General features: G+C 66.0%; 10 protein-coding genes. 6 read left to right on the top strand and 4 right to left on the bottom strand.

Features of this window, described 5'->3' with window-relative positions; genetic code table 11:
• Window positions 1–217 precede the first annotated feature (217 nt).
• From AC1DN0_RS02875 to purN, 3 genes are all read right to left on the bottom strand, one after another.
• Window positions 218–1,621 (bottom strand): mechanosensitive ion channel family protein, encoded by a 1,404-nt coding sequence (locus tag AC1DN0_RS02875; protein ID WP_441626372.1) that lies wholly within the window; start codon window positions 1,619–1,621, stop codon window positions 218–220.
• Window positions 1,622–1,839: 218 nt separating this feature from the next.
• Entirely contained in the window at window positions 1,840–3,240 is a 1,401-nt protein-coding gene (locus AC1DN0_RS02870; protein WP_035867358.1) for an RsmB/NOP family class I SAM-dependent RNA methyltransferase, read from the bottom strand.
• Window positions 3,240–3,893, bottom strand: coding sequence for a phosphoribosylglycinamide formyltransferase (gene purN, locus AC1DN0_RS02865; protein WP_441626368.1), 654 nt, complete (start codon window positions 3,891–3,893; stop codon window positions 3,240–3,242). Before purN ends, AC1DN0_RS02870 begins: the two co-directional genes overlap by 1 nt.
• 241 nt (window positions 3,894–4,134) lie before the next feature.
• Here purN and AC1DN0_RS02860 point away from each other — a divergent pair, with 241 nt between their 5' ends.
• Window positions 4,135–4,794, top strand: coding sequence for a response regulator (locus tag AC1DN0_RS02860; protein ID WP_441626366.1), 660 nt, complete (start codon window positions 4,135–4,137; stop codon window positions 4,792–4,794).
• An 82-nt stretch (window positions 4,795–4,876) separates the two neighbouring features.
• Here the strand turns inward: AC1DN0_RS02860 and AC1DN0_RS02855 are convergent, their stop codons facing one another.
• Window positions 4,877–6,706 carry a hybrid sensor histidine kinase/response regulator gene (locus AC1DN0_RS02855; RefSeq protein ID WP_441626364.1) on the bottom strand — a complete coding sequence of 610 codons (1,830 nt, stop codon included), beginning with the start codon at window positions 6,704–6,706 and terminating at the stop codon, window positions 4,877–4,879.
• A gap of 148 nt (window positions 6,707–6,854) precedes the next feature.
• Between AC1DN0_RS02855 and AC1DN0_RS02850 the strand changes: the two genes are divergently transcribed.
• From AC1DN0_RS02850 to AC1DN0_RS02830, 5 genes are all read left to right on the top strand, one after another.
• Entirely contained in the window at window positions 6,855–7,862 is a 1,008-nt protein-coding gene (locus AC1DN0_RS02850; RefSeq protein ID WP_441626360.1) for a bifunctional riboflavin kinase/FAD synthetase, read from the top strand.
• 144 nt (window positions 7,863–8,006) lie between these two features.
• Window positions 8,007–10,886, top strand: coding sequence for an isoleucine--tRNA ligase (gene ileS, locus AC1DN0_RS02845; RefSeq protein WP_477145523.1), 2,880 nt, complete (start codon window positions 8,007–8,009; stop codon window positions 10,884–10,886).
• Window positions 10,886–11,416, top strand: a complete 531-nt coding sequence (gene lspA, locus AC1DN0_RS02840; RefSeq protein WP_035867371.1) for a signal peptidase II — start codon at window positions 10,886–10,888, stop codon at window positions 11,414–11,416. Before ileS ends, lspA begins: the two co-directional genes overlap by 1 nt.
• A 241-nt stretch (window positions 11,417–11,657) precedes the next feature.
• Window positions 11,658–12,854, top strand: a complete 1,197-nt coding sequence (gene coaBC, locus AC1DN0_RS02835; RefSeq protein WP_441626355.1) for a bifunctional phosphopantothenoylcysteine decarboxylase/phosphopantothenate--cysteine ligase CoaBC — start codon at window positions 11,658–11,660, stop codon at window positions 12,852–12,854.
• Window positions 12,855–12,903: 49 nt separating this feature from the next.
• Entirely contained in the window at window positions 12,904–13,926 is a 1,023-nt protein-coding gene (locus tag AC1DN0_RS02830) for an LLM class flavin-dependent oxidoreductase (protein WP_441626353.1), read from the top strand.
• Window positions 13,927–13,940: the final 14 nt, after the last annotated feature.

Here is a 13,940-nt window from a genome sequence, read left to right as displayed (position 1 = left end):
TGCCGGCGGGACTGGACACGAGCCGCTGCAATCTGGCGGCTGTCTGGTGGGGGCGGGAGGTCGATAAACTCACCCGGACAAAATCCGATTCCGGACGAACCCGCAACTACCTCGGATTCTACCGCACCCGGATCGAGCGGACATCCGCTTTTACCCCGATTTTGACGTTAAGCAACACGGATCGTTCCACAAGGTGGCTCCAGCGCCGCGCGAAAAGTCAGGATTTGCTGCCCGCGGTGCCATCCAGCGGCGCAAGTAGCGCCTCATGATCCACGTCATCAGTCTCACCCCGTCCACCGGCGTCCGCCCTGCCCAGCACCCGCACTTCCCGCTGTGGATACGGGATCGAGATGCCATGCTCCCGGAATTTCCTCCATATGGCCCGGTTCAGTGCCGATTGCACGCCGAGCTTCCCGTTCTGGGGATCGGCGATGTAGCCAGCAAGCTCGTATTCGATGCCATTGTCTCCGAACAGCACCAGAAAAGCCGACGGCGCCGGCTCAACCAATAAACGCGGGATGTCTTGGGCCGCCTCGACCAGCAAAGCCAGCACCTTTTCGGGATCGGCCGCGTAATCGGCCTGCACACGCGTTGCAACACGCACATTGGTATTGGAGAACGAGTGGTTCTGCACGGCCTGCGCGACCAGTTGCTCGTTGGGCACCAGGGTTTCGCCATCACCATTGCGGACCACCGTGTAGCGCGTGCGAATCTGCGAGACGATGCCGGTGTACTTGTCCACGGTGATCTGGTCGCCCAGCTTGACCGAGTGGTCAAGCAGGATGATGAAGCCCGAAATATAGTTGCTGGCGATTTTTTGCAAGCCCAGGCCCAGACCCACACCCAGCGCGCCCCCAAATACGGACAGCACCGTGAGATCGATGCCTACCAGCGACAAGCTCAGCAAGAGCGAGACCAGCAGCAGCAATGCCTTGGAAAGCCTGGTCAAAACCACTTTCAGGTTGCTGTCCAGGCCGCTCGAGCGCATCAGGCGCTCTTCCAGCCACGAACCAAACCACATGGCCACCAGCACGGTGAGCAAGATCCATACGGCTGCCACCAGGGTGTCGGCGAGGTTGATCTTCTGCTTTCCGCCCAGCGAAAAGCGTACGGATTCCATCCAGTTCACTACATCAGACAGCAATCCCAGCACATATAGCGCCATTGCCACCCAAACCAGCGTCGTCAGTACCTTCTCCACCAGCAGCAGCATGCCGTGCAGCTGGCCACTGCCGGAGAGCACGCGGCGCAGTATATAGAAGGCGAAATAGAGGAACGTGATGCCAAAGAGCGGCACCAGCGCCAGACGCAGCACGCTGGTCGACATGACCAGTTCCAGCCCGTAGCGCGCGCCCATCACCAGCAGCCAGCCAAACAGTGGGAACATGGCGCGTTCCAGGCTGGCTGCGGCAAAGCGCAGCGCGAAGCTGGATCCGGCGTAGCCGGCTTCGACTCGCTTGACGACCAGCCTTGCCAGCGGCCATGCCAACGCGAGGCAGGCGGCGAGTACCACCAGTTGCCAGATAAAACCGGGGCCGCCCGCATCGCGGATCAGGTCATTGAGCATCTTGCCAAATGCCGGATGCGAGGCGTTGAGTTCGTTCAAGGGATTGGGATTCATGCTCTGGAATAACTGGGCGGCGCGCGCCGGGCGACAATCGAACGGCCCCGGCAAACACCCGATAACGGACCGCAAGAGCACAATGAGCAAGGCAACGCACCGCAAGCAGCGGGCCGGACACTTGTGGCCGGTCCCGCGCCGGAAATGCAGCCGGGACCGGGCGGTCCTCGGCATTGGAGCCGCCAGTCCCAAGCCGGGCACTGGCGGCGGTTCAGACGTTAGCTGACGCGTTCCAGTACCGCGGCGAAGAAGCCATCGGTCTGGTGCAGATGCGGGTAAAGCGCCAGCATCTCGGCATCTTCCGGCAAACCGGGCACCGTGATCTTTTGCTCGGCCAGCACCTGTGCGGCAGGGACCAGGCGGAAGGCAGGATGCGCGGCCAGGAAACCGCGCACGATGCCTTCGTTCTCGGCTTCCAGCACGCTGCAGGTCGCATAAACCACCCGGCCGCCCACCTTGACCAGACGCGCCGCGGATTCGAGGATGGCCGCTTGCTTGGCAGTCAGTTCCAGCACCGATTGCGGCGATTGGCGCCATTTCAGGTCCGGGTTGCGCCGCAGCGTACCCAGGCCGCTGCAGGGCGCATCCACCAGCACGCGATCGATCTTGCCGGCCAGACGCTTGATCTTGGCGTCATGCTCGGAGTCGATCAGTACCGGATGCACGTTCGACAGTCCGCTGCGCGCCAGGCGCGGCTTGAGGTTGGCCAGGCGCTTCTCGGACACATCGAACGCATACAGGCGCCCGGTGGAGCGCATCTGCGCCCCCAGCGCCAGCGTCTTGCCACCGGCACCCGCGCAGAAATCCACCACCATTTCGCCGCGCTTGGGCGCAACCAGGTTGCATAGAAGCTGGCTGCCTTCGTCCTGCACTTCGACCAGGCCGTTGACGAACAGCGGCAACTGGTTGAGCGCCGGCTTGCCGGCCAGGCGGATGCCGGCGGGGGCCATCGGCGTCGGCTCGGCCTTCAGGCCAGCGGCGGTCAGCTCGGCCAGCGCGGCTTCCTGGGTGGTCTTGACCAGGTTGGCGCGCAGGTCCAGCGGCGCGGGCCGCAGCCACGCGTCGCCCAGTGCTTCGACAAAGGCTTCGTCGTGGCGGGCGGCCAGCTGGTCGAACAGCCACTCAGGCAGGTTGGCGCGCACGCGCGGCGCCAGGCTGGCACGCTCGATTGTCGTCAGGCGATCGAGCCATTCGCCCTCTTCCGGCAGCAGGAACGGCGTCAGCGCATCCCGGCCCAGCGTGGCGGCTAGGCCGAGCAGGGCCAGTCGGCGCTGCGAGGCGCCCGTGCCGCTGGCAGCGAACTGCGAAAACTCGACACGCCGGCGCAATACGGCAAATACGGCTTCGGCGATGATGCCGCGTTCGCGATGGCCAAGCTTGGGGTTTTCGCGGAAGTAGTAGCTCACCACCACGTCGGAGGGGCGCGTGAACATCAGCACCTTGCCCAGCAGGCGGTCGATGTGCTGGATATGAACGGCGTGCAGGCCGCCATGCGGCCCGCGGCCCTGCTGCGGAGCATGGCTGTCGCCCGCGTCGCGCGGCCGGGCGGCCTGGCGGATCGGGGTACCCTTGTGCTTGTTGCGAACGGGCTGGCGCGCCCCTGCGGTATTCCGGCTCATTACTGCACCTCCGTAGCGGCAGCAAAGGCCGTAAATAACTGGGATTCGGGTGGTTCGACCCGGACTGCGCCGGCATGCACGCGCAGCCGGTCTTCGACAAACCAGCGCACCGCGCGCGGGTAGATCACGTGTTCGCTTGGCAACAGGCGCGTGGCCAGGCTCTCGGGCGTATCGTCCGGCAGCACGTCGAGCGCGGCCTGGACGATGACGGGGCCGTGATCGAGTTCCGGCGTGACGAAATGCACGCTGGCCCCGTGGACCTTGACACCCGCCTCGATGGCCTGCCGGTGCGTATGCAGCCCCGGAAAGCATGGCAGCAGCGAGGGGTGGATATTCAGCATGCGCCCGGCGTACTTGTCGACAAAGCCCGGCGTCAGGATGCGCATGAAGCCGGCCAGCACCACCAGGTCCGGCGCGAATGCGTCGATGGCCGTGGCCAGCGCCACATCGAAAGTGGCGCGATCAGCATATTGCGTGTGGTCCACCACACCGGTGGCCACGCCGTGCTCAGCGGCAAATTTCAGGCCTTCGGCGTCCGGCCGGTTCGACAGGACCGCCGCTACGCGCGCTGGCCAGCCTTCGGCGGCGCAGGCGCTGACGATGGCTTCCATGTTGGAGCCTCGCCCGGAAATCAGGATAACGATATTTTTCATCGCGCAATTCTACCAAGCCAGGGGCCGTACACGGCTAAAGCGAGCGCATTAGGCGCTTAAAACACGTGAAACCCTCATCGCAGCGCCGTTTCGCATGACCTATACGCAACGTAGGTACCCCTCCGACGGATTGTGACGCCTCGCCCGCTCTGCTAGAGTGGCTGCTATCGTCCACGCGCAGACCGTTAGCTCGGCTTTAAGTGACAACAAGGACGAACTGGGAAATTAGACGGGAAATCGCATGCCGAACGCTGCACCGACCTTGTTGGTGGTCGATGATCATCCTATGGCCTTGTCCGGCACTACCGCCTTCCTGGCGGAGGTGATGCCGGATGTCGCCGTCCATGCCGCCGGTAGCGCCAAGGAGGCGCTCAGTGCCTTGCAGCAAGGGCTCAGGCCTGACATCGTGCTGCTGGATATCTGGCTGACCGACGGTACCGGCTTCGACGCCATGCAGGCGCTCAAGACGCTGGTCCCTTCCGCCCGCTTTATTTTCATGTCGGCCGAGGCCACGCCCGAGATCGTAGGCCGCGCGCGGGCGCTTGCCGCCTACGGGTTCGTCGGCAAGCATCTCGATGCCAACGCATTCACAGCCGCCGTGCGCAAGGTGCTGGCAGGCGACACATCCTTTCCCTCCGACGAAGCGCTCAACGGCCGTGCCCAGTCCTTCGGACCGGCGCACGGCATTCCGGTCACGCCGGCGGAACTGGGACTGACCCCGCGCCAGGGCTCGGTGCTGGCGCTGGTACTGGAAGGGCTGCCCAACAAGGTCATCGCTCGGCGTCTCGGCCTGACGGAGAACACCGTCAAGGAACATGTCTCGGCGATCCTGCAGCGCCTCGGCGTACGCACCCGGATGCAGGTCATGTCGCGCATGGAGCGCTTCCGCCTGCGCCAGTAGCAGGCACCGCCGGCGCCAGCCGCCAATTGAAGACTCCGCAATGGGCCGGCGCGTTTGCGCCGGCCCATTTCGATTGTGCCTGTCAGGCCGCGTGCAGCCAGCGCCTGAGCAGCAGCCGCAACGCCGCCGGGTCGACGGGCTTGGGCAACACAAAGTAGCCAGCCTCCTCGGCTGCCGCCAGCGCGGCGGATTTCAGGTCGCCCGACAATAGGGCGCTACGTGCCTGCGGCTGTGTGTTCTGCCAGCGCTCCAGCAAGTCCAGGCCGTTCTCGCTGCCGGGCAGGCGCAAGTCGCAGAAGATGATGTCCGGCTTGAGCCCCTGGTGAAACAGCCGGTCCGCATCCGCGCCATGCGCCGCGCAGGCAACCTGGATGCCCCAGGCTTCCATCAGTGCAATCCACGCCTTGCGGATCTGGGTGTCGTCGTCGACCACCAGCACAGTGCCGCGCAAGTGATCGGGCTTGGCATCCTCGGCCAGCGCCGTAGCCCGCACGGCACGGATGGTGGCCACGGTCTCGGCCGGGACCGGCGCCAGCGAGAACCAGAATACCGAACCCCGTCCAGGCACCGAGCGCACGCCGTAGGTGCCGCGCATCAGGCGCACGCATTCCTTGAAAATCGCCAGCCCGAGTCCCAGGCCCTGGGACGGATCGCGCTGCGGGTTATGCACCTGGTAGTACGGGGAGAAGATGTCCGGCAGGTGCTCGGGCGTGATCCCGGCCCCGGTGTCCCAGACTTCCACGCGGATATGCTTGCGGCGCTCCCGCGCCGTTACCAGGACGCCGCCGCGCCGCGTATAACGCAGGGCGTTCTGCACGAGATTGAACAAGGCGCGGCGCAACAGCACCGGCTCGGCCATCGCGTACAACTCTTCGGGCACGCGCGGGGTCAGGGTCAGGCCGCTCTCTCGCGCGTCGGCGGCGAACTGGCTCATCACTTCGCTGATCAGGTGACTGAGTTCGCACGGCTCCAGCGTCGGCAGCACCTTGCGCCCTTCGAGCTTGGACAGGTCCAGCAGCGAGCGGAACAGCAGGTCGATGGTCTGGGTGCCGGCGGCCACCTGCTCGACCAGCGGATGGAGCGAGGAGGACTTGTTGCGGGCGCGCAGCGCCTCCACCAGCATCACCAGCGCGTGCACTGGCTGGCGCAGGTCGTGGCTGGCGGCGGCCAGGAAGCGCGATTTCTCCTCGCTGGCATGCAGCGCCCTCTCCTTTTCTTCCTGGAACTGCTTGGCCAGCCGCCGGCTCTCGCTTTCCAGCTGGATGGCCCGCACCAGCGTGCGCTGCAGGTTCAGGGCGTGGCGCGTAAGCATGATGGCGTAGACCACCAGCAGCAATTGCACGTAGGTGCCATGACCGGGAAATGCGTACTCGGCCAGCAGGATATTGGGCACCAGGATCGGTACGCCGGCATAGACCAGGTTGGACGGAACCGGAGACTGCGCGGTGACGCCGCCCGCCAGCACCCCGAGCGCCAGCAGGTACAGCACGCTGGAGAACACCGTGGAGCCGGAATACAGATGCAGCAGCGCCGAGCTGCCCCAGGTCAGCCCGGTCAGGAAGGCCATCGCGCGCATATTGGCCCACCATTTGCGCGTGTGCGCCGAGCGGCTCATGGTGGTGCCATCGCGCAGATAGCCAAAATAGAACCAGCTGGTGGCGGCGGTCAGCACCAGCATGACGCCGCACCAGCCGATCAGGGCGCTGTGGTCGGCGGCAGACCAGAAGGCGATCGCGGTCAGCGCCGGGAGCACCAGCGAGGCAACGATGGCGGTAGGGGAGACGCGATGGATGGTCGCCAGCAGCTTGGCCCGCGTTTCGGTATCGAGCGGAGGCCCTGGCGGCGGCAGGATTCGGTTAAGCAGCGCGTTCAAGGGAGGGCTGGGGGCAGCGAGTGCGATCCGCCGTATCATGCCGTCTTTTGTGGCATGGCGCCACGCCAAAGGGTCTATCCGTGCACAAAAACGCCAACCTCGGCGCCCACCGTGGTGCGGCCAGGCCAAACTTGTCCCCCATTCGCCTTATAATGCTCGCTTTACCCAAACGCTTGCTGCCGTCCTCGTGAAAGTCTTCCGTGGCCTGCCCAATGCCGAGAGCCGGGCGCCCTGCGCCCTCACCATCGGCAATTTCGACGGTGTGCACCGCGGCCACCAGTCGCTGCTTGCGCGCGCGCGCGCGGCGGCGGACGCACGCGGCCTGCCGCTGTGTGTGATGACGTTCGAGCCGCATCCGCGTGAATTCTTCACGCCTGACCAGGCCCCCACGCGCATTGCGCTGCTGCGCGACAAGCTCGAAAGCCTGCGCCGCAACGGCGTCGATCGCGTGGTCGTCGAGCATTTCAACGCGCATTTCGCCGCGCAATCTCCCCAGGCGTTCGTCGAGAACGTGCTCTGGCACGGCCTGCACACGCGCTGGCTGCTGGTCGGCGACGACTTCCGCTTCGGCGCCAGGCGCGCGGGCGATTTTGCCTACCTGCAGCAGGCCGGGCGCCAGTTCGGCTTCGACGTCGAGCAGATGGGCTCGGTGTCCGAAGGCGGCGTGCGCATCTCGAGCTCCGCGGTACGGCAGGCACTGACCGAGGGCGACCTCGAACACGCGCGCCGTCTGCTCGGCCACGGCTATGCCATCAGCGGCCATGTGGTCCATGGCCGCAAGCTCGGGCGCGACCTGGGCTTTCCCACCATCAACCTGCGCATCTCGCACAAGCGGCCGGCTGTCAACGGCATCTTCGTGGTACAGGTGCACGGGCTGGCCGAGCACGCGTTGCCGGGCGTGGCCAGCATCGGCGTGCGGCCGACCATCGAGGATGCCGGCCGGGTGCTGCTGGAAGTCCACCTGTTCGACTTCAATCAAAGCATCTACGGCAAGCTGGTGCGGGTCGAATTCATGAAAAAGCTCCGCGATGAAGCCCGCTTCGACAGCCTGGATGAACTGACCGCGGCCATTGCCAAGGACAGCGCGGACGCCCGCGCCTTCTTCGGCCTGACCGTGCCGGGCTCGCCCGAGGGCACGCCCCCGGCAGCGGGCGGCCGCGACTTCGCCACCTCCGCCACCGACCGAATTAGCTAGCGCCCCGTTCCCGCGAGGCGGGACCCGGGTCGCTACCCCACCCGAACCAGCCCGCGGCTCCGCCGCAGCCCGTCCACGCCATACCGCGCGCCGCGCCCAGCCGAGCTAGTGCCGCGCGCCAACCGAATTGCCCCGAGAATCGACATGTCCAACGACAAACGCGCCAAGCCCGAAAAAAGCAAGTATCCGGTCAACCTGCTGGAAACTCCCTTCCCGATGCGCGGCGACCTGCCCAAGCGCGAGCCGCTGTGGGTCAAGCAATGGCAGGACAAGCAGCTCTACAAGAAGATCCGGGCAGCTCGCAAGGGCGCCAAGAAATTCATCCTCCATGACGGCCCCCCGTACGCCAACGGCGACATCCATATCGGGCACGCGGTCAACAAGATCCTCAAGGACATGATCGTCAAGGCGCGCGGCCTGAGCGGCCTGGACGCCGTCTATGTGCCGGGCTGGGACTGCCATGGCMTGCCGATCGAGATCCAGATCGAAAAGCAGTTCGGCAAAGGCCTGCCGGTGCAGGAGGTGCAATCGCGCGCCCGCGCCTACGCCACCGAACAGATCGCCCGCCAGAAGCTGGACTTCGAGCGCCTGGGCGTGCTGGGCGACTGGGAACATCCCTACATGACCATGAACTACAGCAACGAAGCCGACGAGCTGCGCGCGCTGGGCAAGATCATGGAGAAGGGCTATGTATTCCGCGGCCTGAAGCCGGTGAACTGGTGCTTCGACTGCGGCTCGGCGCTGGCCGAGGCCGAGGTCGAGTACAAGGACAAGACCGATCTCTCCATCGACGTGGGCTTCCCCTTCGCCGATACCGACAAGCTGGCTCACGCCTTCAAGGTGCCGCTGGAGCAGCTCGCGGCCAAACCCGGCTGGATCGTGATCTGGACCACCACGCCGTGGACCATCCCGTCCAACCAGGCGCTGAATGTGCACCCGGAAGTCGAATACGCGCTGGTCGACACCGCGCGCGGCTTCCTGCTGCTGGCCACCGAGCGCGTCGAGGAACAGCTCAAGGTCTACGAACTGGAAGGCAAGGTGCTGGCCACCACGACCGGCGCGGCGCTGTCGGAGATCCGCTTCCACCACCCGCTGTCCAAGATGGACGCGGGCTATGACCGCCTGTCGCCGGTCTACCTGGGCGACTACGTCACCACCGATACCGGCACCGGCATCGTGCACTCGGCGCCGGCCTATGGCGTGGAGGATTTCCAATCGTGCAAGGCGCACGGCATGCGCGACCACGACATCATCAGCCCGGTGATGGGCGATGGCGTCTATGCCAGCACGCTGCCGCTGTTCGGCGGCCAGAAGATCTGGGACGCCAATCCCAAGATCGTCGAAGTGCTGAAGGCATCGGGCAACCTGTTCAACTCGCACAAGTACACCCACAGCTATATGCACTGCTGGCGTCACAAGACGCCGATCATCTACCGCGCCACCTCGCAATGGTTCGCGGGCATGGACGTTGACCCTGTCGACAACGGCGCCACCTTGCGCGAAACCGCGCTGGCCGGCATCGAGGCGACGGAGTTCTACCCGGCCTGGGGCAAGCAGCGCCTGCATAACATGATCGCCAACCGGCCCGACTGGACCTTGTCGCGCCAGCGCCAGTGGGGCGTGCCGATGGCCTTCTTCCTGCACAAGGAAACCGGCGCGCTGCACCCGCGCACGCCGGAGCTGCTTGAGGAAATCGCCAGGCGCGTGGAACTGCACGGCATCGAAGCCTGGCAGGCGCTCGATCCCAAGGAACTGCTCGGCGAGGAAGCCGCGCTGTATGAAAAGAACCGCGACACGCTCGACGTCTGGTTCGACTCCGGCACCACGCACTGGAGCGTGATCCGCGGCTCGCACCGTGAAGACCTGTACGACCCGTCGGCCGACCTGCCCGACGGCCGCCTGGCAGATCTGTACTTGGAAGGCTCGGACCAGCACCGCGGCTGGTTCCATTCGTCGCTGCTGACCGCTTCGATGCTGTACGGCAAGCCGCCCTACAAGGCGCTGCTGACGCACGGCTTCACGGTGGACGGCGAAGGCCGCAAGATGTCCAAGTCGGTCGGCAATACCGTGTCGCCGCAGGACGTGTCGAACAAGATGGGCGCCGAGATCATCCGCCTGTGGGTGGCCTCGACCGACTATTCGGGCGAGCTGTCGATCTCCGACGAAATCCTGAAGCGCGTGGTGGAAGGCTATCGCCGCATCCGCAATACGCTGCGCTTCCTGCTGGCCAACCTGGCCGACTACGATCACGCGCAGCACGCGCTGCCGGCATCGGAATGGCTGGAGATCGACCGCTATGCGGTCGCGCTGACGGGGCGCCTGCAAAAGGAAGTCCTGTCGCACTACGACGGCTACGAGTTCCACCCTGTGGTCGCCAAGCTGCAGACGTTCTGCTCGGAAGACCTCGGCGGCTTCTACCTCGACGTGCTGAAGGACCGGCTCTACACGACCGCGCCCAACGCCAAGGAGCGCCGCGCCGCGCAGAATGCCGTGTACCACATCACCCAGGCCATGCTGCACTGGATGGCGCCGTTCCTGTCCTTTACCGCCGAAGAAGCGTGGCAGATCTTCGGCCATGGCACCGGGCACACCGACACCATCTTCACCAGCACCTACTACGACGTGCCGGAGATCGACCAGGCCGACGACCTGCTGCAGAAGTGGCACGTGATCCGCGAAGCCCGCGCCGAAGTCACCAAGCAACTGGAAGCGGTGCGCGTTGACGGCGAGATCGGCTCCTCGCTCCAGGCCGAAGTCACCATCCAGGCCGGCGGCCCGGTGCTGGCCGCGCTGCAGAGCCTGGAGGACGACCTGCGCTTCGTGCTGCTGACCTCCGCCGCCAAGGTAGCGCCGGCGCCGGAAGGCGGCGACCTGCTGGTCACGGTGACGCCGTCGGTGCACGCCAAGTGCGAGCGCTGCTGGCACTACCGTGCCGATGTTGGCCGCGATCCGGCCCACCCCACCCTCTGCGGCCGCTGCGACAGCAACCTGTTCGGCGCCGGTGAACACAGGAGCCATGCCTGATGGCCACCACCACCACGCGCTCCGCGCGCGGCACCAAGCGCGCCAGCAGCAAGGGCAGCAACACCACCCCGCTGCTGTGGATGGCGTTCGCCCTGCTGGTGATCGTGCTGGACCAGTTCTTCAAGATCGTAATCGTCAGGACCTTCGCCTACGGCGAATCGCGCCCCGTGACCAGCTTCTTCAACCTGGTGCTGGTCTATAACAAGGGCGCCGCCTTCAGCTTCCTGGCCGACGCCGGCGGCTGGCAACGCTGGTTCTTTACCGGCCTGGGCGTGGTGGTGGGCCTGTTCATCATCTGGATGCTGTACCGCCATACCGGGCAGCGTTTGTTCTGCTTCGCCATCTCGCTGATCCTCGGCGGCGCCATTGGCAATGTGCTGGACCGGGTGGTGTACGGCCATGTCGTCGACTTCCTCGACTTCCACATGCGCAACTACCACTGGCCCGCGTTCAACGTGGCCGACTGCGCCATCACAGTGGGTGCGGTGCTGCTGATCGTGGACGAGTTGCGGCGGGTCCGGAAGCACTGAAGCAGCAGTCACCTGCACCGCGCTCCTGGGTGCAAAACGTTCCAACTGCGCCCGCGTCATGCGGGCGTTTTCCATGGTGCCGCCGAATTCGCATGATGGCGACGCGCGAGGCACGGCGGCAGCGCCGCCAACGCGCGCGCGGGCAAGCCGGTATTATTGACGTTTCTCCGGCGCGGGGGGTAGCAAACGCTGCCAGCTGCCGCGGCACCCGGACCACAACCCTCAAGCGAAGAGCACATCCATGGATCTGCGAGGCAAGCATCTCGTCCTTGGCCTGACCGGCGGCATCGCCTGCTATAAATCGGCCGAACTGGTCCGCCTGCTGACCAAGGCCGGCGCGACCGTGCAAGTGGTCATGACCGAGGGCGCCACCCAGTTCATCACGCCTGTGACCATGCAGGCACTCTCCGGGCGGCCTGTCTTCACCTCCCAATGGGATGCGCGCGTGGGCAACAATATGGCCCACATCGATCTCTCCCGCGAAGCCGATGCCATCGTGGTTGCGCCCACCTCCACCGATTTCCTGGCGAAGCTGGCGCACGGCCTGTGCGATGACCTGCTGACCACCCTGTGCATGGCCCGCGACTGTCCGCTGCTGGTGGCTCCCGCCATGAACCTGCAGATGTGGTCGGCCCCCGCCACCCAGCGCAACGCCGCGCAACTGCGCGCGGATGGCGTAACGGTACTGGGCCCTGGCAGCGGCGACCAGGCTTGCGGCGAAGTCGGCGATGGCCGCATGCTGGAGCCGGCGGAACTGCTCGACGACATCATTGCGTTCTTCCAGCCCAAGCCGCTGGCCGGGCGCCGTGTGGTGATCACGGCAGGCCCCACCTTCGAAGCCATCGACCCGGTGCGTGGCATCACCAACCGTTCCTCGGGCAAGATGGGTTTTGCCATCGCGCGCGCGGCCCGCGAGGCCGGCGCCGACGTGATCCTGGTGGCCGGCCCGACGGCCCAGCCCACGCCGCGCGGGGTTGCCCGCACCAATGTGGAGAGCGCGCAGCAGATGCATGACGCGGTGCTGGCGGCCTTGCCCGGCGCCGACGTGTTTGTTGCGGTCGCCGCGGTAGCGGACTGGCGCCCGGCCGAAGTCGCCGGCCAGAAATTGAAGAAGGCCAACGACAGCGACACACCGACGCTGCGCTTTGTGCAGAACCCCGACATCCTCGCCACCGTGGCGGCGCGGCCCGATGCGCCCTACTGCGTGGGCTTTGCCGCCGAGAGCGAAAAGCTCGAGCAATACGGCGAACAGAAGCGCCAGCGCAAGAACGTGCCCTTGCTGGTGGGCAATATCGGCCATCACACCTTCGGCATGGACGACAACGAGATCGTGCTGTTCGATGCCCAAGGCATGACCCGCCTGCCGCGCGCCGACAAGCTGACGCTGGCGCGCGACCTGGTAGCGGCTATCGCCCGGCGCTTGCCCGCACCCCGTTGAGCCCGCGCTTGCTCCGCCTCCGAACGCCACCCCGCCCGAACCCCTGAACATGTCCGCAAGCAAACCCAAACTGCGCCTCTCCGTGCTCGACCAGAGCCCGGTCATTGCCGGTCATACCGCGCGCGACGCCCTGGCCGCCACCGTGGAGCTGGCTCAGGCCGCCGATGCGCTGGGCTACACCCGCTATTGGTGTGCCGAGCATCACGGCCTGCGCGGTGTGTGCAACCCGGCGCCGGAAGTCATGCTGGCGCGCCTGGGCAGCGTCACGCAGCGTATCCGCCTCGGCTCGGGCGGCGTGATGCTGCCCTATTACAGCCCCTTCAAGGTAGCGGAGCAGTTCCGCATGCTGGAGGGCTTGTTCCCGGGCCGCATCGATCTTGGCGTGGGACGCGCGCCGGGCGGCGACATGCGTACCGCGCAGGCGGTGGCGATGGGCCAGTACAACCGCGGCGACCAGTTCGCCGAGCAGGTACAGGACCTATCCTGGCTCTTCCGTGGCGAGGTGCCGCCGGGCCATATCGCCGAAGGCGTGGTGCTGCAGCCCGAGATCGATACCCGGCCCGAGCTGTGGGTGCTGGGCTCCAGCGACTACGGCGGCGCCCTGGCGGCACGCCTGGGGCTGCGCTTTGCATTTGCCCACTTTATCAATCCGCATGTCGGCCATGCCGTCGCTCAGCAGTACCGCCGCAATTTCGAGGCGGGCTACGACGAGCGGCCCTACAGCGCGGCGGCCATCTTCGTGATCTGCGCGGACAGCGAGGCCGAAGCGGCGGAACTGGAGCGCGCCGTGGACCTGCGCCGGCTGCAGATGGCCTACGGCGTCAACGCCCCGATCCCCTCGCTGGCGCAGGCCGCCCAGCACGAGCCCACCGAACGCGATCGCCTGATCGTGGAACGCGAGCGCCCGCGCACCATTTGCGGCACTCCGGAGCAGGTCGCGCAGCGCATGCTGGACCTGCGCGAGCGCTTCCTCGCCGATGAACTGGTCGTGCTGAGCGTGACCGCCAGCTATGCCGCGCGGCTGCGCACCTACGAGCTGCTGGCACAGGCGTTTGACCTGTCGGGCGGCTGAGCTCGGCTATCATC

The sequence above is a fragment of the Cupriavidus sp. 05N39 genome (genome assembly GCF_056397325.1).
This window is presented reverse-complemented; position numbering and strand designations above follow the sequence as displayed.

Coding starts and splice junctions, on each gene's coding strand:
- AC1DN0_RS02830 (WP_441626353.1), top strand. CDS start 12,904: ATGTCCGCAAGCAAACCCAAACTGCGCCTCTCCGTGCTCGACCAGAGC.
- AC1DN0_RS02870 (WP_035867358.1), bottom strand. CDS start 3,240: ATGAGCCGGAATACCGCAGGGGCGCGCCAGCCCGTTCGCAACAAGCAC.
- lspA (WP_035867371.1), top strand. CDS start 10,886: ATGGCCACCACCACCACGCGCTCCGCGCGCGGCACCAAGCGCGCCAGC.
- AC1DN0_RS02855 (WP_441626364.1), bottom strand. CDS start 6,706: ATGATACGGCGGATCGCACTCGCTGCCCCCAGCCCTCCCTTGAACGCG.
- AC1DN0_RS02875 (WP_441626372.1), bottom strand. CDS start 1,621: ATGAATCCCAATCCCTTGAACGAACTCAACGCCTCGCATCCGGCATTT.
- coaBC (WP_441626355.1), top strand. CDS start 11,658: ATGGATCTGCGAGGCAAGCATCTCGTCCTTGGCCTGACCGGCGGCATC.
- AC1DN0_RS02860 (WP_441626366.1), top strand. CDS start 4,135: ATGCCGAACGCTGCACCGACCTTGTTGGTGGTCGATGATCATCCTATG.
- purN (WP_441626368.1), bottom strand. CDS start 3,893: ATGAAAAATATCGTTATCCTGATTTCCGGGCGAGGCTCCAACATGGAA.